The sequence below is a fragment of the Paenibacillus xylanivorans genome (genome assembly GCF_001280595.1).
Lineage (GTDB): Bacteria > Bacillota > Bacilli > Paenibacillales > Paenibacillaceae > Paenibacillus > Paenibacillus xylanivorans.
This window is the reverse complement of the sequence record NZ_LITU01000051.1, coordinates 104,821-128,844: the sequence shown is the minus strand read 5'-3', so window position 1 is coordinate 128,844 and position 24,024 is coordinate 104,821. Positions and strand designations below refer to the sequence as shown.

22 protein-coding genes and 1 pseudogene are annotated in these 24,024 nt (G+C 37.0%); 18 read left to right on the top strand and 5 right to left on the bottom strand.

The annotated features are described in order from the left end of the window. Positions 1 to 852 precede the first annotated feature (852 nt). The 4 genes from AMS66_RS09975 to AMS66_RS09960 all read left to right on the top strand — a co-directional run bounded on the left by AMS66_RS09975 (position 853) and on the right by AMS66_RS09960 (position 4,821). Positions 853 to 1,134, top strand: a complete 282-nt coding sequence (locus AMS66_RS09975) for an ArsR/SmtB family transcription factor (protein WP_082350639.1) — start codon at positions 853 to 855, stop codon at positions 1,132 to 1,134. A gap of 61 nt (positions 1,135 to 1,195) precedes the next feature. Beyond that, positions 1,196 to 2,242: an LLM class flavin-dependent oxidoreductase gene (locus tag AMS66_RS09970; RefSeq protein WP_053780647.1), complete on the top strand. Its 1,047-nt coding sequence runs from the start codon at positions 1,196 to 1,198 to the stop codon at positions 2,240 to 2,242. A gap of 93 nt (positions 2,243 to 2,335) precedes the next feature. Further along, entirely contained in the window at positions 2,336 to 3,508 is a 1,173-nt protein-coding gene (locus AMS66_RS09965) for an MFS transporter (RefSeq protein WP_053780646.1), read from the top strand. Positions 3,509 to 4,308: 800 nt separating this feature from the next. Beyond that, on the top strand, positions 4,309 to 4,821 hold the full coding sequence (locus tag AMS66_RS09960) for a hypothetical protein (RefSeq protein ID WP_053780645.1): 513 nt from the start codon (positions 4,309 to 4,311) through the stop codon (positions 4,819 to 4,821). A gap of 182 nt (positions 4,822 to 5,003) precedes the next feature. On the opposite strand, the gene ypmT is transcribed toward AMS66_RS09960, so the two are convergent. Next, the gene (gene ypmT / locus AMS66_RS33155; protein ID WP_053780644.1) at positions 5,004 to 5,378 is read right to left on the bottom strand and encodes a protein YpmT; all 375 of its coding nucleotides are present in this window, start codon (positions 5,376 to 5,378) and stop codon (positions 5,004 to 5,006) included. Next, positions 5,371 to 5,745 (bottom strand): hypothetical protein, encoded by a 375-nt coding sequence (locus AMS66_RS09950; protein WP_144424463.1) that lies wholly within the window; start codon positions 5,743 to 5,745, stop codon positions 5,371 to 5,373. Before AMS66_RS09950 ends, ypmT begins: the two co-directional genes overlap by 8 nt. Positions 5,746 to 6,112: 367 nt before the next feature. On the opposite strand from AMS66_RS09950, the gene AMS66_RS09945 reads away from it, so the two are divergent. The 9 genes from AMS66_RS09945 (at position 6,113) to AMS66_RS09910 (ending at position 16,572) form a co-directional block, all read left to right on the top strand. Then, on the top strand, positions 6,113 to 6,841 hold the full coding sequence (locus AMS66_RS09945; protein ID WP_053780642.1) for a hypothetical protein: 729 nt from the start codon (positions 6,113 to 6,115) through the stop codon (positions 6,839 to 6,841). 1,118 nt (positions 6,842 to 7,959) lie between these two features. After that, on the top strand, positions 7,960 to 10,479 hold the full coding sequence (locus AMS66_RS09940; RefSeq protein WP_053780641.1) for a lipase family alpha/beta hydrolase: 2,520 nt from the start codon (positions 7,960 to 7,962) through the stop codon (positions 10,477 to 10,479). Between the two features lie 15 nt (positions 10,480 to 10,494). Beyond that, entirely contained in the window at positions 10,495 to 11,043 is a 549-nt protein-coding gene (locus AMS66_RS09935; RefSeq protein ID WP_053780640.1) for a hypothetical protein, read from the top strand. A 451-nt stretch (positions 11,044 to 11,494) separates the two neighbouring features. Beyond that, positions 11,495 to 12,106: a hypothetical protein gene (locus AMS66_RS09930; protein ID WP_053780639.1), complete on the top strand. Its 612-nt coding sequence runs from the start codon at positions 11,495 to 11,497 to the stop codon at positions 12,104 to 12,106. Positions 12,107 to 12,907: 801 nt separating this feature from the next. Beyond that, positions 12,908 to 14,125, top strand: coding sequence for a DNA polymerase IV (locus AMS66_RS09925; RefSeq protein ID WP_053780659.1), 1,218 nt, complete (start codon positions 12,908 to 12,910; stop codon positions 14,123 to 14,125). Next, the gene (locus AMS66_RS09920; protein ID WP_053780638.1) at positions 14,122 to 14,469 is read left to right on the top strand and encodes a YolD-like family protein; all 348 of its coding nucleotides are present in this window, start codon (positions 14,122 to 14,124) and stop codon (positions 14,467 to 14,469) included. The genes AMS66_RS09925 and AMS66_RS09920 overlap by 4 nt, the downstream gene beginning before the upstream one ends. 1 nt (position 14,470) lies before the next feature. Beyond that, positions 14,471 to 14,839, top strand: a complete 369-nt coding sequence (locus AMS66_RS09915) for a hypothetical protein (protein ID WP_053780637.1) — start codon at positions 14,471 to 14,473, stop codon at positions 14,837 to 14,839. A 319-nt stretch (positions 14,840 to 15,158) separates the two neighbouring features. Next, entirely contained in the window at positions 15,159 to 15,323 is a 165-nt protein-coding gene (locus tag AMS66_RS32690) for a hypothetical protein (RefSeq protein WP_160319680.1), read from the top strand. 409 nt (positions 15,324 to 15,732) lie between these two features. Next, a complete protein-coding gene (locus AMS66_RS09910; protein ID WP_053780636.1) occupies positions 15,733 to 16,572 on the top strand; it encodes a hypothetical protein in 840 nt (279 codons plus the stop codon). Between the two features lie 50 nt (positions 16,573 to 16,622). On the opposite strand, the gene AMS66_RS09905 is transcribed toward AMS66_RS09910, so the two are convergent. Beyond that, positions 16,623 to 16,964, bottom strand: coding sequence for a helix-turn-helix domain-containing protein (locus tag AMS66_RS09905; protein WP_053780635.1), 342 nt, complete (start codon positions 16,962 to 16,964; stop codon positions 16,623 to 16,625). A 126-nt stretch (positions 16,965 to 17,090) separates the two neighbouring features. Between AMS66_RS09905 and AMS66_RS09900 the strand changes: the two genes are divergently transcribed. Continuing rightward, positions 17,091 to 17,420, top strand: a complete 330-nt coding sequence (locus tag AMS66_RS09900; protein WP_144424461.1) for a hypothetical protein — start codon at positions 17,091 to 17,093, stop codon at positions 17,418 to 17,420. Positions 17,421 to 17,475: 55 nt separating this feature from the next. On the opposite strand, the gene AMS66_RS09895 is transcribed toward AMS66_RS09900, so the two are convergent. After that, a complete protein-coding gene (locus AMS66_RS09895) occupies positions 17,476 to 18,513 on the bottom strand; it encodes a tyrosine-type recombinase/integrase (RefSeq protein ID WP_053780633.1) in 1,038 nt (345 codons plus the stop codon). A 64-nt stretch (positions 18,514 to 18,577) separates the two neighbouring features. Next, positions 18,578 to 18,820, bottom strand: a complete 243-nt coding sequence (locus tag AMS66_RS09890) for a helix-turn-helix domain-containing protein (protein ID WP_053780632.1) — start codon at positions 18,818 to 18,820, stop codon at positions 18,578 to 18,580. A gap of 130 nt (positions 18,821 to 18,950) precedes the next feature. On the opposite strand from AMS66_RS09890, the gene AMS66_RS09885 reads away from it, so the two are divergent. The 4 genes and pseudogenes from AMS66_RS09885 to AMS66_RS09870 form a co-directional block, all read left to right on the top strand. Further along, positions 18,951 to 19,628: a TnsA endonuclease N-terminal domain-containing protein gene (locus AMS66_RS09885; protein ID WP_160319679.1), complete on the top strand. Its 678-nt coding sequence runs from the start codon at positions 18,951 to 18,953 to the stop codon at positions 19,626 to 19,628. After that, a complete protein-coding gene (locus tag AMS66_RS09880; RefSeq protein WP_053780630.1) occupies positions 19,621 to 21,594 on the top strand; it encodes a hypothetical protein in 1,974 nt (657 codons plus the stop codon). Before AMS66_RS09885 ends, AMS66_RS09880 begins: the two co-directional genes overlap by 8 nt. A gap of 20 nt (positions 21,595 to 21,614) precedes the next feature. Continuing rightward, positions 21,615 to 22,601: an ATP-binding protein gene (locus tag AMS66_RS09875; protein WP_053780629.1), complete on the top strand. Its 987-nt coding sequence runs from the start codon at positions 21,615 to 21,617 to the stop codon at positions 22,599 to 22,601. Beyond that, positions 22,598 to 24,024, top strand: a pseudogene (locus AMS66_RS09870) (hypothetical protein); the annotation flags it as partial. The gene AMS66_RS09875 and the pseudogene AMS66_RS09870, both read left to right, overlap by 4 nt.

Genomic DNA, 24,024 nt, shown 5'->3' with positions numbered 1-24,024 from the left:
GCTTGACAAACATTAGCTGGTTTTTGTTGTTTAGGAAATTATACAGTGCAAAGAAATGTGGATAATCTCAAAGAAAATGTATGTCGAGGGACAATAACATAGTCGCATTGATGTTCCTGTCCGCTGTAGTTCATTTACTGCATGCCGCGCGGAGCAACCAGGCTCGTCGTGTGGTCGTAAAGGCTCCAAATAGACGCGTTTTTTCCGAGCGCGTTTCAATGAGTGTGTTCCTGTAAAGTCGATTTCTTTTTGAGAACGTTTAGAAATAAAGAAGAATACAAAAAAGAAAACCACCCGAAGACTGGCTAGTTGGATTTTATGGTTTGTTCCAGGCGATCGCAGATAAAATAAAGGATCTGAAAGTCGATATTTTACGTGGTAAGTTTGGTATTCAATATCGGAGCCAGTGGCGATAATTTAACATGCCTTAAAAATCTGATACATAACGTTTTTCGGTAAGATGTTCTTTCCACGTTTCTAAGATATGAGCTTCAAGGGAGATCTTTCAAGAAATGCTAACGATGAAGGCTTTGAAATTGTCTAGCGACCGCATTTTTTCGTTTTTTCTTTGCTTTTCGGAACACAAATAGAAGCATAAGTTTGCTGCGAGTTGAAATTGGAAGTATAGAGTTGCCGTGAATCCCCATTAGAACGCTTATGATACAGCCATATAATCAAGTTAGCTTTCTTTTCGTTAAGCTAACGAGCGTTAGCATGGCGACAGCAAACTATCTGTTCTTCAGGCAGGTTAAGCGATAATGTAGTCCCTTTACATTTCAAAAATAGGGTGCTATAATCACTTCGACACTTATAGAAATGTGGAATGACCCTTAGAAAGGAGATTATTTTCCCGTGGCTGAAAACGAAATGGAAATGGTTCAGGCGGTCAAAGTATATAAAGCTTTAGGCGAACCCACACGTTTAAAAATCGCAGTGATGTTAGCCAAAGAGAGTAATCAATGTTTTACAGCTATTGGTGAACGACTAAAAACCGTTGCTGGTTCAACATTGTCACACCACCTGAAGCAATTAACCGACTCTGGCTTAATCAATTCATCTAAAAGTGGATCATTTGTCCACTATAGTGTTAATCAGGAAGTGGCAGAGAAATTTGCGCCTTATTTGCTGGCGTAAATTTTTTTAAATAACATTTCTACATTTCTAGAAGTGAAGAAATGAAAAGGAGCCAATGAGAATGAAAGAAAAGTCAAGCATGGAACTGGGAATCACCACCTTTCTCCATACAAATCCAGAACATGGTAGTGTATCCCCGGCAGAGAGGCTACGACAAGCGATCGAGGAAATTCAACTGGCTGATCAGGTTGGGCTCGATGTGTATGCTATTGGAGAACATCATCGAATCGACTATACAAGCTCATCACCGGCGGTCATTCTTGCGACTGCAGCATCTACAACTAAGCGGATACGGCTATCTAGCGCTGTAACAGTACTCTCTTCGGATGATCCTGTCCGTGTATATCAGGATTTCGCAACTCTGGACGTTCTATCTAAAGGGCGAGCCGAGATCATGGCTGGACGTGGCTCTTTTGTTGAATCGTTTCCACTATTCGGATATGACTTGAACGATTATGAAGAGTTGTACGAAGAGAAACTTGAACTATTATTAAAAATACGAGCTAATGAAAAGGTGCAATGGAGTGGTGGACATCGTCCAGCTATAAATAATATGGGCGTATATCCCCGTGCTGAGCAGGACCCATTGCCAGTTTGGATAGCCACTGGCGGTAGTCCTGAGTCGGCTGTTCGAGCTGGTAAGTTGGGACTTCCTGTTATCTTCTCGATTATCGGTGGAATGCCAGAACGCTTTGCACCATTGGTGGAGCTATATAAGGAAGCTGCTAAGAAAGCTGGGCATGATCCCTGCAAGTTACAGATTGCATCCCATTCCCATGGCTTTATTGCGGAATCGTTTGAAATAGCCGCTAAAAATTACTTTCCCGTTATGGCTGAACAGATGAATAAGATTGGACGAGAACGAGGGTGGGCACCTTACACTCGCGACACGTTCAAAGAAGCTTGCAACCTGCGTGGTGCTCTATATGTTGGAGATCCAGAATATGTAGCGGAGAAGATTCTGCTTGCGCAAGAGAAATTAAGTTTGACCCGTTTCCTTATGTACGTTGATTTCAGTTCACTGTCTCATTTGGAATTGCTGCGGACGATCGAGTTTCTCGGTACAAAAGTTGCACCCATTGTTCATAAGGAGCTAGCAAGAAAATAAGAGGACTGTAAGTGAGCCAATAAGGTACAGCTCAATATTAAACTTTAGTTCGACAGTTCTAAAACTGATGAAATGAATGTGAGGGATTTTAACATGAGAAATTCTTGGAAAATTTATGTTCTGGCTATGGTCAGTTTTTTGGTAGGAACATCTGAATTTGTAATCTCAGGTATATTGGATAGGGTAGCAAGCGATACCGGGGTGACACTGGCAGCAGCTGGGCAACTCATCACTGTCTATTCACTTGCTTACGCAATAGGCACTCCAATTTTGATCGCAATGACTGCAAAAATGGATCGAAGAAAGCTCATGCTGGTAGCTTTGACGCTATTTTTCATAGGAAATCTAGTCACGATTTTAACTACTGGCTTCTCTATGCTGCTGGGAGCTAGAATTATACTGGCAGTTGGCACGGGTGTATTTATGGTGGTGGCCCTGACCGTAGCTGCCAACACCGCTCTACAGGGCAAGCAAGGAAGTGCAATTGCTACAGTTCTTTTAGGCTTTAACCTTGCGCTTATTCTTGGTGTTCCTCTGGGAAGAGTGATTGCTGGTTCATATGATTGGAAGCTCATTTTCACGGGGATCGGCGTGCTCAGCTTAATCGCAATGTTTGTTATTCTATTGACAATTCCCAAGTCTAAGGGAGAGAATCCTGTACCCCTACGGGAACAGCTATCCCTGCTTAAAACGCCTCGAATCGCTATCGCTTTATCTATTGGATTTTTCTGGATAATGGGTTATACAATCGTTTACACGTATATCTCCCCATTCCTTCTGAACATTACTGGAATGAGTGACCGAATGATTAGTATTGGGCTCTTTGCATTCGGTATTGCCAGTCTTCTTGGTTCCCAAGTTGGCGGCTATGGTGCAGACAAATTGGGTATCCCTCGTACAATGATTGGCGGCCTGCTTTTCCATTCCGGAATCTTGCTTTTAATCACAGGATTCGCCCATACTTCCGTGTACCTCGTGTTGCCTTTACTTATGTTGTGGTCCTTTTTTGCCTGGTCAACAGGTCCTGTCCAACAGGTATATTTGATTGCCATGGCACCTAAAGCCTCGGGAATCGTCTTGAGCTTGAACACTTCAATCTTACAATTGGGCATGGCTGGTGGTGCCGTAATTGGGGGTATGGTAGTGGAAAACATATCGCTTCAAGCCGTTGGTTTTATTGGGGCCATCGGTGTTGCGCTTGGAATCATTCCAGCAGTATTATCTTTATCTATGCGGAAAAAATCTGATATCAGCGTACAAGAATAATTTAAACCAAAAGTCTGAGGTACTGGCGATTTGAACCAAGCGATAATCGCATAGTAGGAGTATACCTATGCTAGGGCCAGGATGCTACTTTTTATTGAAATCGACAGCCATCTTCAATGTTAAACTAACGGGTAATATTAACTCAATACAATAAGAAAGCAGCTGACCCATTGTGATCGGCTGCTTTTATTTAAACTAACAGGAAAATTCTTTCTTATTTAATTGGATACAATAAATTCATCGAAATTTTTCGGCCCCACATGCGCACAGTGCCACGGTTAAGAACTTGACACCACAATTATACAAGGATGAGATATGATGCAAGCAATAGTATCACTTTCTGTTGTTATGTTATTGTTTATTTCGATACATTCCCGTGGTTGGGTTGGACTCTCATGACACCAGTACCTTTATTGTTTTTGTTAGGACTTGTTTTTTCCTTTATACATAAATCCAAAATTAGAAGAACAAAGAGTTGATTGTTATATTTAGTTTCGAAGCAGTAGATAAACGTGACCGTAAAATGTCGAGGTAAATGGACATAGTCTTTATCTTCAACAATAAAGTGAGGTAACAGCATACTAAGCTACTAAAGGGCGGTCGAATTTGGTATATTAATAGCAGGTATTGTGGGATACGGAACATACAAGGGATCAAAGGGCATGATAAAGCGGGCATTTGCTAAAACTGATTTGCCATTTGATTTGGTTTGGGCGTTGTCTTTACCTATAGTAATACTTGTAGTGGTCGCATTGTACTTTTGGATGCAGTAATGCCAAGATAATGGGGGCAGTCAAAAGATGATTCACAGAAGTATAAGTGAGTATTTCTCGCCGTATACTTTGCAAAAGGTAGAGGTGGACGGGAAAGAAGGTTATGTCCTAATTGACCGCGAGGGTTATTATAAGGGGCCTGATGAAGGCATCGACATTGCCCTTAAACTGTTGTTGGCCTATGGAGATGCAGGAATACAGAAGGCTCTTGATGATGAAAACAAAAGCATACATTTAGAAAACATGGGTTTTGATTTTCAAAAGACTGGCAGGTATGTGCGCCACGGAAAACCGGTCTATAAGCGAGGCGAATTTGACCTTTTTAAAAGAGTATGGAGCTTTCATTGTGGGTTTTGTGGTAAGAAGGTTTCGATAGATGTGCAACCTGAATATTGGTACATCGTAGACCAGCATGGGATTCGCAAGTCGAATACACTATCAGACCGGGCTTGTAGTGAAATATGTGCTAAGCATATATGGGATGAATATTTGGAACTTTGGTTGAAAAATAACAGGTACTCAACTGAGCTCGGTAAATAATTTATTAAACTCACAAAATAATCATACGATACAGGATACCGCCGGGAAAACTATATAACTCTTGAGACGGTGACCAAAAAATGAGTCGCTATTTAGCGGCTCTTTTTTTGGTCACCTGGTATTCCAAGTGGTCTTTTACATAAAGAAAGGTGATTAGTATGATTGGATGATATTGTATAAATCTAGCTAATATTTAATTGTTTCCGCGGCAATGAATTTTTCACACTAGCTAAGGTGATAAACAAGACAAGCAAACAACAAACAAACAAGTAAGAGGATTCGGTAACAATATTAAATATGAGGAAACCGAGGGATAATAAAGTTAAATAGGTCTCTGTTTTATTAAAAACTTTCCTTTCGTCTTTTAGTAGAAATACATATATTGCGGTTGATAAGATAACTGCACAAAACTGAACTGAGACGAATATCTCATCTACGCCTACATCATACCAATGTGCTCTACCTGGGTAATTCGAAGCAAAAGCTCCAAAAAGTAAAGAGACAATACCTGCAATTGTTTTAATGAGCCTTGCATTTCTCTTACTGATACTAATCATTTTCCTTTGCTTTTTCCAACCGGGCTTTCGTGCTATTCCAGAATTTATTGTGTGTCATTCCTTTCTGAAGGTTCCTGTTAATATATACGTATTTCAAAAGGAATAGATTCACATTTAATCTGCTAGCAATTCCTTGAGGACCAGTTGGAAGGGACAAAAATAAAGCCTTTTGTTGATCACTTACACGATATATTTCTTTACGTACAGCAAGATACGATAATAGATCATCAAGTGCAATATCGCTTATTGTAACAGTAATAATAGAAATTTGAGCTGTTATGGAATCAATATCATCAAGGTCAAGTGCTATAGTTTCTGATATACGTAAAACCTCTGGAGTTCTGACGGAATCTGATATTACAGTCATTTTTGTAGGGAACTTTATGTCAGTGTACAGCATCGATAAATAATAAAATGTTAGTTACCAATGAATACATACAGATCTTCAGGTGGATCCCGTAATTTTCACTCTCTCGCTGCTTGCAAAAGGATTTTTTATCTGTTGTGAGTGAATCTACGCTGGAATTTGCACTTGGCTATGTACTCTATTCATTTCATGTTGTAACTACTCCGTGATTATCTAATTTATCGATTTGTTTTTCCGATATATTAAGTAAGAAAGGGGGTTAGCCATCCATGTTAGAGTCCAAGGAGGGCGGAGGATTATGAAAATCTAAGAGGCTAGTGGAGTACATAGATTTTAAAAGCAAAATAGAATTAAAAGGAGTTCAAAGATGAAAAAGTCAGTAACCATACTACTTTTAGTGATGATTGTATTATTAGTAGGTTGCAACTCTGAGAAAGTAGTCCCTAATGAAGTGAGTTCAACTAATAAAGTGGAAGAAGAAATAAAGGAAAAGGTTCAGGTGGATTTAGCTATCGTTGAAGAGTACGACCAGATGAAGGGACTTAAGTTTCATGGTTCTACTAATTTACCTTCAGATATGAAGTTGGTATTAGATATTTCAAACAAAAATGGATTTACGTATCAAAGTACGGTTATCGTTCAAAATGGAATGTTTAGCAGTGAATGGTTTGAAGAAAAACCTGGAGATTATGAAGTATTAGTCACATCACCTACACCAAAAGAGCAATCTGAGGTAGTTAAAGAGACTATTGGTGAAGAAGATGAGCTTCTATTCGGTGAACATGTTTCATCTGATTCCAATGAAAACAATATAAAAGCGTTAATACCTGTATCATATCATGAAAAAGAGGAACAGCCTTTCAAGTATGATCCAAGTACTGCTGAAAACACACAAGATAGTACAGCTAGATCAGTAGATGAGGATGCAGTTTACCAGTATATCATGCAAGAATTTGATGTAATAACTAATTACGGTGAAAATTATGTCTCTGAAGTCCATGATCCGATCGTAGTCGAAAAAGCAAGTAAGCATTTTGGGATGACTGTAAGTGAAGTAGATAAAATATTTATGGATAAAGCAATGCAATTACCCTAATGGGTTGTAATCTTCATACAGCACTGGTTCCATTAGAAGCAGCTAATAAGCTGCTTTTTTAAATTTTTGAGACAAAAACTTTGCCTCCGATCTGCTGAATTGTGGTCTAGGGGGAGTTTAACTTATCCCGAAAATAAACGTCTCATTTACTTTACTATCACTACTCAATTAACTTAACTACTTTTTATAACTATGAAATAAGTCAGCGATTTCAAGAAATGGGAAAGTAAACGGGAATCGGTACAAGTTCTTGTCCTCAATTCGACTATATTCCAAATCCCTAAGTATAATCCGATAATAGAGCCTCTAAACAAAACCGCCGGCGCTGCTGCGCAGCATTTTTGTTGTTGAATGATTGAGAAACCGGCGAAGTGAATTATTGTCCAGGGACACGAACTTAGTTCCATTGCCGGAATGGACAAGAACATTGTCCGATTAGCGATTAGATGTATGTCTAAATATGAGTACATGCCACTTAAAACCTTATTAAATACCGTAATACATGAAAATGTTCACATTGTAATGGATCAACTGGCACGTTTAGAGGTAAACAGAGGCAAAAAAAGCGAAATACCCGACTGAAACTAGCTGTTTAGGACAAGAATATGTCCCTACTGTTTGTGGATTAGGCGTAATTTAGGGTTCAAAAAAATAAGAAGAAGCACAGAGACAAATAGTCAAGAATTAACTAGCTTCATAGAGGAAGCACGTCTTTATAGACTTGCTTCTTTTTACTTACTGTTCTAAAAGTCAGCTTCAATTTAACGGAAACGATAATTGAATAAACGCGAAAATGAAGCTGTCTGTGTTGATCGGAAAATTCTTACATTAACAGGCAGGATTTTTTAATTATAAATGCTTCCGATATACCATATTTTATCAATATAGTCGGGAGCTTAGGAGCTTCGGCGTATCACATAAACGGCTTTTTAAGTCAAGGATATCCGCGTAAAAAAGCATAAATAGCTTTTATTCTCAATTTTCTAAGATCGTGGCGCGTTGGCTAAAAAAGTTATAGACAGTTCCATGCAACATTATATAATGAAAGGATAATGCTTTTTTTTTCAAGTTTTTATTACAAATCCTTCAAAAAAATAATATTTAGGAGTGTTAGATATATGGGTCATGTTGTTTTCATACCTGGAATAATGGGATCAGAATTAAAAATTAAAGATGCGAGAAAATGGCCGGTTATGCTTCCGTCGGCAGTTAAAGAAATCTCAATTTTAAAACATCCTGAGATTATGGAGTCTGCACCGCTTTTGGTGTATGTAAAGCAATTTTACTCTGTAATTCACAAACAATTTGAGAAGGAATATTCTAAATCTTATGATTTTTTCCATTATGATTGGCGGCAAAATTTATTAACAACTGATACTTTTGAACGATTGAAAGAGATTGTGGAGGGTAAAACAGATGTAACCATAGTAGCCCATAGTATGGGTGGATTGTTGACTAGGCTCTTTGTAAAATGGTGTCTGCAAGAAGGTCATAGTGTAGTAGATAATATTAAAAATGTAGTAACACTAGCTACGCCTTGGAGAGGAGCTCCAGATGCATTATGGAAGTTATACTATGGAGAACCTCATCCAATGCCTACAGTTCCCCTAACTTCAGCAGCAATCATGAAGGAATTGGCAAGTACATTCCCATCTGTATATCAGTTATTGCCGCATATAGATAAAGATACTCAGAAAGATTTGGTTTTTAATCCAAATGAAGATTTTAATCGATACTTACATATAAATGAAATAGTGGCTAACCTTTTTGATGACAATCAAAAGGAAATGTACAGAAATGTAGCTAAAAATTTTGCAGAAAATGTACAGGGTGATTGGCCTGAAGGGATCCGATCATATGCTGTAGTCGGCCAAGGTTACGCGACTGCGAAGACTATAGTTACTCCGGTTATTTATGAGAAAGATCATTATTATGAAAAGGAGAAAATACTTATGGGAGCTGGTGATCGCACAGTCCCTGTAAACTATGCCCTGCCTTACGATCAAAAGACTGTATGCAGATACACTAAAGCTTCACATGTTGGAATTGTTAAAGATATAAAAGTTATAAATTGGGTAAAGGCAATAATTGGCGGAAAAGAAGAGAATTTTTATGATGATTTTAAACATGTTCCTAGTGAGAAGTTTTCGGGTCAAATAATCAAAATCGCATGCCCCGTTAAAGTTTCAGTCTACACGGAAGGAAATATGTTGATCGCTGGGGAGGCAAAGGACCTTTTTGAATTAAAACAACAATTAGATTATATAACTGATGAAATTGATGACTCTGATTCTGATGTGATGGATGATTTTATGGTTTTTGGGGATACAACTTACTACTTCAGAGATGAGAGAGAAAATGATGTTGAATACAAAATTGAAGGTAAAGAGCAAGGTACTGCTTCTGTTGAGGTAATCCAGTATGAACAAGGTGATATTGCTAAAGTGAATATTTTCCCATCAATTGAAGTAAAAGAGGGAATGATTTCCACACTCCACTTAGAATCGGTGGATAATATGTTGTTAACTGTTAATAATAGCAAGAAAGTAGAACCGTTAACGTTTACACCAGAAATTTCAAGGGATAAAGTAAAGCCTGCAACAAAAGCATCCTATGAATTGCAATATGGTTCAGAACTTATGATAGAGGACAAAATGATTATACAAGCACCCCTTAAATTTATAACAACTTTTGAAGGCATTACACAAGACGAATATTTAGAAACAAGGATAATCCATAATCATAAAAAGCTCGCGACTATAAATAGAGAATTTATCATTCATCCTACTCCTGGGCCCAATGAAATTATTATTTATACTGTTTCTAAGTATGGCATGATTGATGAGAAGCCTTTAAAATACACTTTTATTTATGATACCGACCCACCAAGAACAAATTATACAATGATGCTTTTCTCAGATAAAATTCAAGTCTTCTTGAATGCTAAAGATGATTCAATGGGGAAAGTAACAACTAAATACAGCTATAAGCAAGAAAAAAATAAAAATGATAAAGTATATGAACAAGATCCAATAACTGCTGAATATGATAATGAAGTAATTAAATTCTACTCAATCGACCAAGTTGGAAATAAAGAAATTGACAAGTACCTCAAATTACCTAATGAATTAACAAGAAGATTTATATTTATTAGTAAGTTTGAACGGTATGAACAAATACTTGAAGCACTCGGATTGGCAGATAATACTGCTAGTATATTTGCAAACAATCGTGAAGTGTCTAGACAAACTAAAATAAGAAGAACGACTACTAATATATCTATTTACACAATAGATGGAAATATCATTAGTCTGGTCTTTAAACAAGAATTAGATATCCTATGGATAAATCATCCTACTGAAGTTTTAAGTGCTAAGGATCAGGAATTATATACTTTTAGTTTTAAAATTGTATCAGAAAATGGGTTTGTAAAAAATGATTCTGTAAAAGTTAAACTTGTTCCTAAGGGCCCCAAATTACCACCAAGTGAACTGGAGATCAAATATGACGAAACTACACAAGAATATATTGGGAAATTCGGCACTTCAATTGTTCCTAGGAATATCTCAGAAGGGAAAATCCAAGTAGTTATTAAGAACAAAGTTTATAGAGAATCGAAATTCAAAATTATGGATTAGTGAGGGGTGAAGGCAATGGGAGTTATTGGGTTAGCATTTCTTTCTATTGCCTTCTCCTTACTTATCGGTTTTAGTGCAAACAAGATTCTAAATAATTCATTTGGCTTTCTCCGCGATGATGAACCATTTCTGAGTAGATACAACATATTTCGAATAATAGTTCCGTCATTCTTGCTTTCATTTTCTTTAATATCTATATTCCTCCATTTAAACTCAACTATTTCGAAAATTGTTCAGGTATTAATGGTTGTATATATAGGTGTAATTTTGTCTTGGTACAACCGCATTAGAAATAATAAGAGGAGACTGGCAAAAATCAGATTAATTATTGTTGAATCAGTGATTGAGCCATGGAAAAGAAACTTCCTTACGGAGGATACAAATTACTTTTTAAACTTATATTACTTGAATAAAAAAATTAACGGAGAGGTCACTTTTAATACAAGTCGTTCTCAATTAAAGCCTGATGCGATCGAAGAAATAAAAACAAACTTAAGTAAGTATAATATTAAAGTTAATTTTAGAGAAAAGAAAAACCCAAGTTTGTATAAATTCAATAATTAAATATTACATAAAAAAGGCTCTCCAATTTGGCGAGCCTTTTTATGTAATATGCTTAGCATGGGTGCTTGCTCGGGTCAACCTTGGATCAACTCAAAACCATGAGTGAAGTAGGTTCAGTAGTGAAGAGCAGACAGTTCATTTTTAGTTGAATTTATATTGTTCTTTTGATTGTTACGGAAAGATAGGAGAATTACAATAGGTAACAACAATATAAGAAGTAACCTTTTTGAACAATATAACGTCGTACGTCTAAACATATAACGCATGAGAAAATAGCAATATGTATCGAGGAACAAGAACCATGTTCCCATTGAGCTCACAAATTTAGCGGTTTTTTTTATTTAATCAGTATCGACGAAGAATCTTTTACTTAGATTCTACGCTAAAATCATTTCATTTATTAAGTAAAAATTTCTTGATTTTGAACGATATAGTACATAGGAGGTGTCTTATGACTCAATTGGATCGGGAGTTCTTAAGGAAAGAAGAAACAAAAAAGAAGTTGGGAGAAATCAAAGAATTACATCTAATAGCAATAATAATGGGCTTAGAAAAGTACGGATATATAAGAAAGATAGTTGAAGGGAGAAATGGATGGACACCAGCACTGATACATGAGTTATCTGTTACACTAATGATGAATATCGGCTTCCTGTTCGAATCCTTACATAATTATAATTGTATAAAAAAAGATATATGTAAGACTAATAGTTATAGCAATAATGAAAAGTTTAAAGAATGTGTTCATATTCTAAATTCTAAAAAAGCTACAAAATTCAAAGGAAATGCTTTAAGAGTAACACGTAATGAAGGTGCTTTTCATAATGATTTAAGTGCTATTGCAGACTACTTTGAATCATATGCTAACGACAGAAGTAAAATCTGGTCTACAAATGAACTCGGTGAGAATTATTCTCCAATAGCTTATGCAATATCTGCACATACTCTTAATCGCTTTTTTGAGGATGACCCTGAACAGGATGGTGTATATATCTCCGAACTAGCGAATAGTCTGCTTTATGTGGCAAATGAGTTGGTAAATGAGTGGATCTATCCTCAGTGATTATTGGGATATAGGGATATAGTATGATCATAAAAAACTAATCTATTATTTCTTATATATCAGTGTGAATTGGTAAGCGGTATTCGGACTGTTTGCTAGCTTGAATTCTCAGATAATTTAAATACCATACAAGTTCTTTTATTACGTATTTCTCCGAACAAAAATATCTTCATCAAAGTGAGAACATTAATCAGCAAAGTGATTTAGAACTCAGATGCACATTTTTAACGAAAGACTCTAAAGAAGCTTTAACTAGCTGGGAGATGTGGAGAGAAGAGCTCCCTGCAGCCACAAACCTTTATCTTTTAAATAGTATCAATAGAATAATAGATGTGAGGTTTATCCATGTGATGCAACTTATGTTGCGGATGTAACTTCGTTCTTTTGTGCTTTAAGGTAGTAATCAATGGACCGAGAGGATACTTCGGTTTCGATTTATTGAGTTTAGAGGATTGTCTTGAGGGGCTTTGGAGGAATGCCGCCATTTACAATTAATTTGCAAAATGCTAGTGATTTCTTTAAATGGGATACATTTTTTCTAAGACAATTGAATGTTGTGTTGGCAAATAGACAAGTGAAATTAGTGATTGCCTAATGTACTGACCTTGAGGGTTTAGCCCCTCAGGGTCTTTTTTTGTCATAAGACACCCGTTTCGGAATGTTGAGTATGACCTTATCTTGGCTGAATATAAATATTTACCTCTTGCATAAAGAACGTGTGTTCGGTTTATAATATATATACAAACATACGTTCTTAAAAGTACAGGAGTGATTTCAGTGTTGACTAAGCAGCGAACCATTATGCTCATTGATATGCAGAGCTTTTATGCTTCAGTCGAAAAGGCAAAAATGCCTCAATACAAAAATAGACCACTCGCCGTCGCAGGCGATCCAGCAAGACGTTCTGGAATTATCCTTGCCGCTTGTCCATTAGCCAAAGCTAAAGGTGTATCTACCGCGGAACCACTCTGGCAGTCTCTTCAGAAGTGCCCTGAACTGATCATTGTGAAACCACACATGCAAGAATACATCGAAGTATCCACTCAAATCATGTCCATTATTGAGGAGTTCACCGATCTGGTTGAACCGTACAGCATAGACGAATTATTCGCTGATTTTACAGGGTCTATGCATCTATTCGGTAATGATCCAATCGATTTAGCCAAGCAAATTCAAGACAAAATCTATAATGAAACAGGTGTTTACGCGAGAGCTGGCATTGGTGAAAACAAAATTATCAGTAAATTGTGCTGCGATATGATTGCTAAAAAAGCAGAGGGGGGCATTTTCCACTTAAAGAAAGAGGAGTTACACCTTCACATTGGAGATAAGCCCATCCGCGATATGTGGGGGATTGGCTCCAGAATGGAAAAACATTTGTGGAAAATGGGCATCCGAACCATTAGAGACCTGGCGAATACACCTCTTTCCAAACTAAGAAGTAAGTGGGGCGTTAATGGAGAGGTCATCTGGCGAGTCGCAAATGGACTGGATCACTCGCCAGTGACCGTCAACACACACAGTACACAAAAGGATATTGGAAATGGTATGACGTTGCCTAGAGACTATACAGAAGCATGGGAGATCGAAGTGGTCATCCTCGATATCTGTACAGAAGTGTGTAGAAGAGCCCGCAAAAAGGGGCTGATGGGTAGTGTCGTTTCTGTGAGTGTGTCTGGAGCTGATTTTGACCATCCAACGGGTTTTCACAGGCAGGTTAAACTGTCTGATCCTACAAACATAACTGTTGATGTGTGCAAGATAGCCAAACGCATATTTCATCAACACTGGGATGGGCAACCTGTACGCCGTGTAGGCGTTTCCCTTTCTCAATTATCCAACGCGGATACATATCAACTATCGTTTTTTGATGATCAAGAGCAGAAACGCGCAATTGATCAGGTGATGGACGACATTAAGGATCGATTTGGCGATATTGCCATTCTACGAGCGAGCTCTATTACGGCTGCCGGTCAAGCGATAGATAGAGCATCTAAAATTGGGGGGCATTACAAATGAGCAAAAAACTTGAGGCCAATGGATTATGGGAATCGAGCCGCATGATGCTTCCACAACATAAAGAACGAATTATACAGCATCGTACTCAAATTCATTATCAAGTAAGACCTATAGTCCATGAAGATGAGTGGGAGATTATTGCACAAAATATAGATATGTCGCTTTACTATACGTTGCAAGCCACCATTGAAGTGTTTCATGAGTGGGGCAATCGGTATATACGCGGGATCGTCACTTCAGTCAGTACCTTTGGAAAGAAAATCAAAATTGAAATGGAGAATGGATTTGAATGGGTCGATTTTGATCAATTGGTCGCTGTAAAACTTGAAGAAGGAGGCGTATAAAGTGCGACAGACTTCTGAGGAACTTTCACTCGTGAAGAGGGTGGTAGAGCTACCCTATCTTTTAGGTGCTCTGGAGGTAGATAAACATAAAATATATGCTTCAAACTTTAAGATGAAATCTGTGTACGTTGACTACTTGGACGGTACCCAAAAGAAAATTGCTTTAGAGATGTACAAATCGAAACTAAGACTAAAGGAACATCATATTAAAATCATAGATGAAAAGAGATCTGAGCTGAGTTTAACGGTAGATTATTCGGTAAGAGGTTACCTTCATAAAATGACACTATTGTGGAGCAAAGTAAAAGTGGATGTAACCTTAATGCTTACTGAACAAATGAACGTTGATATTACTGATTTGCCCAAATAAACTTAGAGTAAGTGCAGAATACGGTATATAACTTCATAGGGTGGATATAATGCAGTTATAACCATTGTTTTCTTCTCCCTATTGGGTAAACCGACCTTTGAAGTTGAAGGGTCGGTATTTTTTGCCTCAATGCAACATTCTATTAAATGGCAGAGTGTCATTTACACATGGATAATTTTTGTGTTAACCTTTGGGTAAATTGCAATAACTCTTCATATCCGAGGACAGGAAGAGGTTTCGATTGAAGAGTTTGCTACTTTAGATGAAGAAAATCAAGAACTTCTAACCAAATTAAATTATCTCTATGGGGAGGATTAAAATGAGTAAAACGAATGAAGAGTTTATTAAACAACAACGAGTTGGTGATCTTCCCAAAGTAAAACTCATGGCTCCTTCGTCAGATGGTGGTCCTGATCGAGAAGTGACCGTTGTTTACCAGCGAAAGGCAAACTATGGTACACCGTCATTCCTCAAAGATAAATAAACGATTTCTAATGAAAAGCCAGCACTTAAAATGCTGGCTTTATTCAATATATGTGATAATGAAAGTATCACGTCATGTTGATATTTGCCTCAATCAATCTCATTTTGAAATAGAAATTTATTTCAACAAAATAATTCTATCTGCATCATAATAGTTTAATACATGATGAATTAGTATAGAACGTAACAAAATTAGAAGTTTTGAATGAACTTTTAACGTTCAAGCAAGGGACCACTTAATTTCAGGACTCATTTAGGTTGAAAAATAATAATAGGTGAAAGGCAACAACAATTGCTTAGTTGAATTGAATTTTACAAGGTAAAATGAATAATTTACTCTCTACTTTGAATGAAACATATCAAAACTGGCAATACCACTCACTAATCTGATCACAAAGGAGAATAGATTAGTGAGCATAGAAAAAATCATTCATTTTGTTCAATCATCAAACTATGAGCAAATGCACAGTTCAGGTGCAAAAGTACAATTGCTGAGACAGGCCATTGGTGAATATCAATCATCCCTTGGACTTCAGCGACTTGAGTGGACAAAACAAAATGTTGTTGGCAAATTTATTGCAACTAAAGAGTACGATCTGAAAAATCAGCAATTGTTCGACTTATTGGATAATCATGGTGTTCTATCTAAAGTGGTGCGGATTAAATTAAACAAACTAAATGAGTCAGAGAAATTATCACTTCAAGAATTCCGTACAGCTGGCAACCAATACTTAAGATTTTCTCCGATCAGAGCTAATAGTGGCTCCAGAGAAGAGGAATTCTGTGCGTATAGAAAGAACATTACAAACAACAACATATACTGGCTTTTAGACCAATGGAAGCATCATAAAAGGATCTACTCTAGCTTTGTTAAACAGTGGGAGTCTATACGTAATCTCGCATTTAAAGGGATGTTGCGTATGAATCAGCACAAAGTAACCTTACCTGTAGGAAAGCTAAGTGTAGTAATTCCAGATCCAAACATTGATGCCGATGCTGCGTATAGAATGGGAGGGAAGCAGCTGCTACAACGGAGTGGAAAGATTGATATGGAACAAGTAAAATTATATGCAGCTAGAGGATACTTTTCATTGTCACAAGTGTATGAGCTTCTACATTTGCAGAACATTGAAACGAAATATTTGCTTTTAACATTAACGAGTGAGCGTAATATGATGGAGGGACTAGTACAGCAGAATAATCGACACTCTTGGATTAACTTACAAAGTGAAGTAGCGTGGGAATTTTAAATAAATTTGAAACAAAAAAAGCGGATGTCTCTGACATCGGCTTCTTTGTCTTAACTATCGAAAAATTCAGATAAGAGCAGATTAACCTTTTTTAGATCGGAAGATTTCAAAGGCCAAAGCTTCTCATTAAGTTCGTTTAGCAATTTCTCTTTATCACTGTTTCCAGTCTTAACATACTTGCTGTAATAAAAGAGTTCATGAACATTGACTTGAAGAGCATCTGCAATTTTCTGAAGATTTAACAAGGTAATATTTTTCTCGGCACGCTCTACGCCCCCAATGTAGGAGAAGTGAAAACCAGCCATTTCGCCTAATTCTTCCTGCGAAAATCCTTGTTTTTTCCGTAATTCCCGGACGCGTTGTCCTACTAATCTTAAAACAGGTTCGTTCATTGCCACACCTCTAATTTAGTCTAAACAATGCGAAACCTTCGATACATTAATGTATATAGATTATTTTGATAAAATGATAAGTTTATATATCAATTTGAATGGACATAAATAATAAAGGAGGTGGAGATGATGACAAATCAAATAAAAGCAGCTATCGGAATAGCTACCATATCAGCTCAAGGAATTTTGTTTAACGGAAGAGTATATACGAACCGTGCAGTGATCAAAAAGAGATGGTTTGTACTAGCCAGAGAGGAAGGGGAGTGGATGATACCAGTGGTGTACTTACACAACTATCATGAAGCCATAATTATCATATCTTTAAAGCACCAGGAAGTAAGTCTGGCAACTTGGGTTAATGTCCGGAATTTGAATATGAATGAAGTAGAACACTATCATGAGCAATTAAACCAATTAAAAGAGTTGAAGAATAATATAACAAAACAGATCAAATAAGAGGACTTTTCTAAAAAAGAGCCTCATCTACATTAGATAAGGCTTGTAATGATAGTCATTTGAAAATACTAGACAAAATTAAATACTTCTCAACTGATTCTATACTACGCTGAGCCATTTGATGCTTCGTGTTTCTAACCGTATTCCGTTCAGCATACTGCAGTCCAAAAGAGTGGGTAAGCTGCCTAGTAGTTACCTCTGAGGCACCAAATTTCGAAGCATACTTTTTAACCATAACTTGGATGGTCCTTTTGGAAATTCGTTTTCCGTGTACTTCTCCATTGGGTCTAGCTAAAAAGAATGCTTCTTCTTCTTTGTTAGGATTGTAAGATCTAATTCTCACATTCATATAATCAATAAGGTATTGTTTGGCATTTTCACCAATCATAACTTTATGGCTCATTCTGACTTTAGCTTTTTGTCTTGTGATTAGGATGTGGCCATCTATCATATTTACATCATTCATATCCATATTCACTAAATCACTTACTATTAAGCCAGATTCCAAAAGTAATGTAATAATACTTACATCACGAGATCGATTTTGAATGTAAAACCACTGAGCTTGGAGATTATTCTGTTCAGTAATTCCTTCTTGAACAAAATGAACAAATTGATTGATCTCATCAAGCCGTAACACCTTGTTTTGTAATGAGCGAGCTACCTGGAGTGGGTCTTGGGGTCTTTCCATCGTAAATGTGGCAAACACATTACGGCGTAAAATAGGAAAGCCTTTGTTCTCAAACTCGAGATGTATAAAGCTAAATAAGGAACGTAGTGCGTTAAACTTACGCACCATAGAGATATATTGCAAATTTCTTTTCACATATAGATAGTCAATAAATTGCTGCACATGCTCACGTTTAATGTCATTAAACAATTCCAATTTCAGCTCGCTCTCAGAAGCAACATATGGCCAAATTTTTGGTCTGATCCAACTAAAGAATATACGAAAGTCCCTTGAGTATTCTAGTAGAGAAGAAGGGGAGACGTTTTCATTAAGCTTCTGCTGAATAAAGTTAGTAACTACCTGAGGCAGCATATTCGCTATGTCGAATAGTTTTTCTAAATCACGATATTCTTGTACCTTCATTACCTGAAACACATCCTTTATTCTTTTTCTGGTTGTGTTCCCTTCTCACTATTTATTTATACATTTAAGAGTTATTTCTTCCTTCATACGATAACTTACTAAATAAAGCTTCCAGAGGAATATCTAGAACATGAAGTAGCAGATATAGGTTATATGCACTAATCATATGCCTACCTCGCTCAATATTGGCTAGGGAAGAACGGGCCAGAGGATAAATCTGACAAACCTCTTCTTGTGTTTGCTTTTTCGACTTCCGAAGGTCTCGTAAACATATTCCCAGCCATTTATAGAACTCTTCTTCTGACATTTGAATCCCTCCGTCTATAATTCTATTACTTCTTAGTATGTTCATAGAGAGACACTAGATATACATAGTGGAGTATAAAAAATCGTTTTTTTGTTCATACCTTAAACAAATTAAGAAAGGGATGTTCTTTGTGGAGAATTTTCAAGACATCAAGTATCATCCTCTCAAGATTTCACGAAGTAAAAAGTATGGAAATAATTATTGGACTTCAAGAGGAAATAAAGTAGGGAAACGCAATATTGAACTATACAGTGATTTGGAGTTTGATCACTGGCTTAACGTTGAGACGAACCCTGAGGTTATAACGTACTGTGAGCAACCTTTTAAAATATCTTATGTTTTGAAGGGTCAACTACATACAAGCATATTTGACATGTGGATTTTGAATCGAGATGGTACAGAAACCTTTGTCGAAGTCAAATATGAGAAGGAACTCACTTCAAATCATCCTAAATATGATCGAACAAAACGTCAGATTGAGGCACAACGAGAATGGTGTAGGATAAATAATAAATCCTATGAAGTTCGCACTGAAAAGACCATTAGGAGCGGATTGCATTCTATAGAGAACAGGACATCCATTGTGACAGCAATCCTCAACAGTAATAAGCCAACATGTGTTTTAGATGTATTTAATGGTGTTTCATTAAACAAGAAGAAAATCTCAGACATTATTCAAGAATTACCTCAATATTCAGCAGAGCAGGTTATTCTAGCGCTTAAATGGTTGTTTTATGAAGGACGTGTTTGTGGAAACATCGAAGATCAAATTTTCGGGAAATGTTTGGAGGTGTATCCATGTGAGTAAAGAGCGAGTTTATGAACAAAGCGGATTAGCACTAGAACAAATGAATCCAGAACTTTGGCCAACAGTGGATGAAAGCACACTCGAAAATTCAGTACGTCTTATTTATATTAATCGTAAAAAAGCTGTGATGATGTACTTTAAGAGAGTTAGCTTAGAAGAGATTAAGCAGGAAACAGGAATAGTTCGTCAAAACGTCAGAAGGTTCATCAAACGTTGTATGCAATATGATCAAACAGGTGAAGTTTGGGGATTCAGAGCCTTGATTCCCCAGAAGAATGTGAACGAATATCAACTGGACGTATTCAATAGGAACCAAAAAAACGGACGAAAAACGGGCGAATTCAATCGATTCTTGGATAGATACCCTGATATTAAAGATCTTCTGGAGGACCTGTTTCTCGGGAGAAAGAGACGCTCTCTGGAGCCGGTTATGAAAGTAAAGTATATTCATAAACGCTTTATTGAGGAATGCCGTAAGAAAGGAGTCACACAAGCAGATTATCCGTTGAATACAGAGTGGATGGGATATAAAGCAGTGCAACGGTATCTTAGACGAATTTCCTATGAAGATTTTTGTAGATCAACAAAGCGTTTTGGGGACGACGCATCACAAAAAGCAAGGCATGTTGGAGAAGGGCAACAAAATCAAATTTCAAACTTATTTCCATTTCAAAAAGTTCAATTTGATGCTCACCGAATTGATGGTTTCTTTGCTGTAGAACTGACTACACCTGAAGGGGACACCGTAACTAGAATACTAAGGCGCTTTTGGATCCTTACAATTATTGATGTAGCTACACGAAATATATTGGGATACTCCATTAGTTTAAATCAAGAATACAGTGCAAGTGATGTTATGCATTGTGCACGTAATGCTGTAATACCTCATAAACAACTAGAACTCACGATACCAGGATTAACTTACCATCCAGTGGGGGGCTTCCCCTCAGAGAAGTTCCCAGAAATAGCTTGGTCAGTTTGGGATATTATTTGCTTAGATAATGCCAAATCTCACTATGCTCAAATGGTAAAAGATCGCCTTGAGAATTTAATTGGTTGTTTTATGAATTTAGGGCCGGTAGCTCTTCCTATGAGGAGGGGAATTATCGAACGATTTTTTAAAACATTGGAGGAAAATGGATTTCATCGTTTACCCAATACCACAGGAAGTGAACCCAAGGATCCGAGAAGAAAAGATCCTGAACAACAAGCCATCCAGCTAAATATAACGTATGAGCATCTAAAACAACTCATTGATGTATTAATCTCAAATTATAACGGAACTCCTCACGGGGGAATTTATCATCAAACTCCCTTAGAGCTCCTAGAGAAAAGAATGAAAGTTTCTGGGCTAACCCCAAGACTTCTAGAAGAAGAGAAAAGATCGGAGATACTCTTTATGCAAACGATCCAAAAACGAACAGTACGAGGATCATTGAAATCAGGAAAGAAGCCGTATATTCAATATGAGGGTGTTCCGTATCGTAGTGACCAACTTGCGAATGCAGCATACTTGTTAAATACGGAGCTCTTACTGCATGTAAATGTTGATGATCTTCGTACATTGAAAGCATATCTGCCCGATGGAAGCGAATTTGGATATTTGACAGCAAGCGGAAGATGGTCTTTAACTGCACATTCCCTACAAACAAGAAAATCGATCAATTCCTTAGTTAAGAACAAGGTGCTACATCTCACAACTTGGGATGACCCCATTTTTGTATATACTAACTATCTTATGAGTCAAAAAAAATCTAAAAAAATGGTCAATAAACAAGTTCGTGTAAATGAAGAGAGTACTTATAAACCTGACAATCCACCCGCTGAACAAACTAAAGCTTTGGAAGAAGCCAGTTTCCAAAATGAACTGCTTGATAAAGCTCGGGAAGATCAAATCAATAGAGATAAGCTCAATGAGATGGAAAATTACGAACGTATGTTAAAACAGTTTAAGACCAAGATGTAATAATAAAGGAGAAGACAGACATGGATAAACAACTCATAGCTATTGGGACACACCCTATTGAAGTAGGACACTATATGCTTCCAACTAAAGAAGTACTTCGTTTGATGGAGAATCTTAAAAAGATTGTAACGAATCGATTGCCTGGAATGATTGTGTATGGACGCCCCCGTTTAGGTAAGACAACTGCATTAAAGTTTGCTCTTGAGAATTTACCAAATTTTATAAACGCGCCTATCCCCATTTTTATAGCCAACAGTAACACATACAGGTTTCCTAGCGAGGAGAAGTTCTATTCTGACCTTCTATATGATTTTGATTTTCCATTTGTATCTCGAAGAAAACCAGGAGAATTGAGAAATCAAATTGTTAACTTGTTAAAAGAGAAAGCGGAGACATCTGGTACGAGAAGAGTCATAGTAATTATGGATGAAGGGCACAATTTAACTGAGGCTCATTATCAATGGCTAATGGATATTTACAATCAACTAGATCGTGCAAAGATTAGCATGTCCATAATTTCTGTGGGTCAAGAAGAGTTGTTGAGTAGACGGACGTTTTTTCTTGGCCAACGTAAATCACAAATCATCGGACGATTTATGACTCACGAGCATCGTTTTTTTGGAATCACTTCACTAGAAGATATCAGAAGCGTACTTCACTGCTACGATTCACCTGAAATATCGGAGTATCCTGAAAACAGTGAATGTAGCTTCACGCGTTACTATTTTCCGGAAGGATATGATAAAGGGCAGCGTCTTGAGAAGGATGCTGGCATTATCTATCGTCAATTTATGGATCTTCGTCGGGAACACGGTGTCAAATCAAAGCTTGAAATTCCTATGGAGTACTTTACTTATGCTGTGGAGAATGCTTTAAAAATTTTTGGAACACATGGGGATCAACTTGAATGGATTACTTCACAACAGTGGTTGGAAGCGATTAAGCTTACGGGTTATATAGAATCTGAAATTTACATGGCATTAGCACATAGAGGAGATAACGAATGAATATCGTTTGGAGGAAGGAATGGATCTATGAATACGAATCACCTTGGTCAGTATTTGAAAAATTGGCTTTGGTTAACCTTGTAGATCGGAATGAGATTCTAAAAGTTTTTGGTAGTCCAAAAGTGAAAAATATCAAGCAGTACATTGGAGATTATCATCGAGATCTCTTGCTGCTAAATGGTTTTGATATTCAAAAACTTCATCAAACACTCAATTTCGATTTGTTGGAACACAATAAAAATATAATTCATGCATTGATTGCACCATTCTATGGATTATACAGTACTTGGGACCACTGGTTTCACAAAGAATTGCATTGGTGCCCAAAGTGTATGGAAGGAGGTTTCCATTCTTGGCTTCACCAGTTTAAGCCTGCAGACAAGTGTGCATTTCATAATCTTAATTTGATCAAGAGCTGCCCTGATTGTAATGAGACAATACCATTTTTATTGTCCAATAAACAGTTGGGTTATGCTTTCCGATGTAAGTGCGGGTTTCCTATTGGATCCTTTCATATATCTAGTTGGAATGAATGGAAAGGGCCAGAGCAATTAGATCAAGCTGTTTTAGAATGGATTAAATCGAACATGCATCAATTAGAAGTACAACCAAAATGGATCGTTCATGAGCAACATTGCAACCTGAAGTTATTATTACTTAAAGGAAAGCCCAAGGAAACTAATCATTTTGATTCAATAGAACCCATCCACCCAAATGATTACTATTCTAAACGGTTCCGAACAAAATTATTTAGAAATTACTCACAGGCATGTAGACAAGTCGAAGACAGGTTATTCCAGAATCTTCTTGGGAACCATCAACATTGCATTACGCAATTGATAGAACTTAGAAAAACAGATGATATGGCCAAATTCCCTGAGATTTGCCCATATGCATACGCATATGTTTTTTGGAGAAAATCTCTTTTAAATAAGGAACATTTTTATGACGAAAACTCTCTAAGGAAAATCAATATATCTGAGGAAGCTTCTTTGATAATCGAGGATCACTTAGATTATTTCTCCGAACAAATTGTAAGTCTTCAAATGAAGAACCAACATTGTATAGATACAAGAATTCTTTTTTGGATTATCGAAAAAATAGTTATCCAATTCAGCGAAAATTTTTTTAATGCCTGGCTGGAGATAGCAGGGAAGAGGAGTAAGGAAATTAGCACGCCTTCTTGGAACGAAGTAAATACAATGAGAGATCAATCTTTTCCAAACATAGCTTTGAAATACAACTTTGTTGAGAACAGCTCATCAAGTTCCATCGAATATCACTATTTAGAAAATGAAGAAGTGTTGGCTTACAAATACGTTTGCCCATATCAACATGAAAGCGCCAAACGTAATATTTATACTATGAAGTCTTATACACCTCAATCTGTTGCGATGCTGATCAGAAGAAGCATTCAGGATGA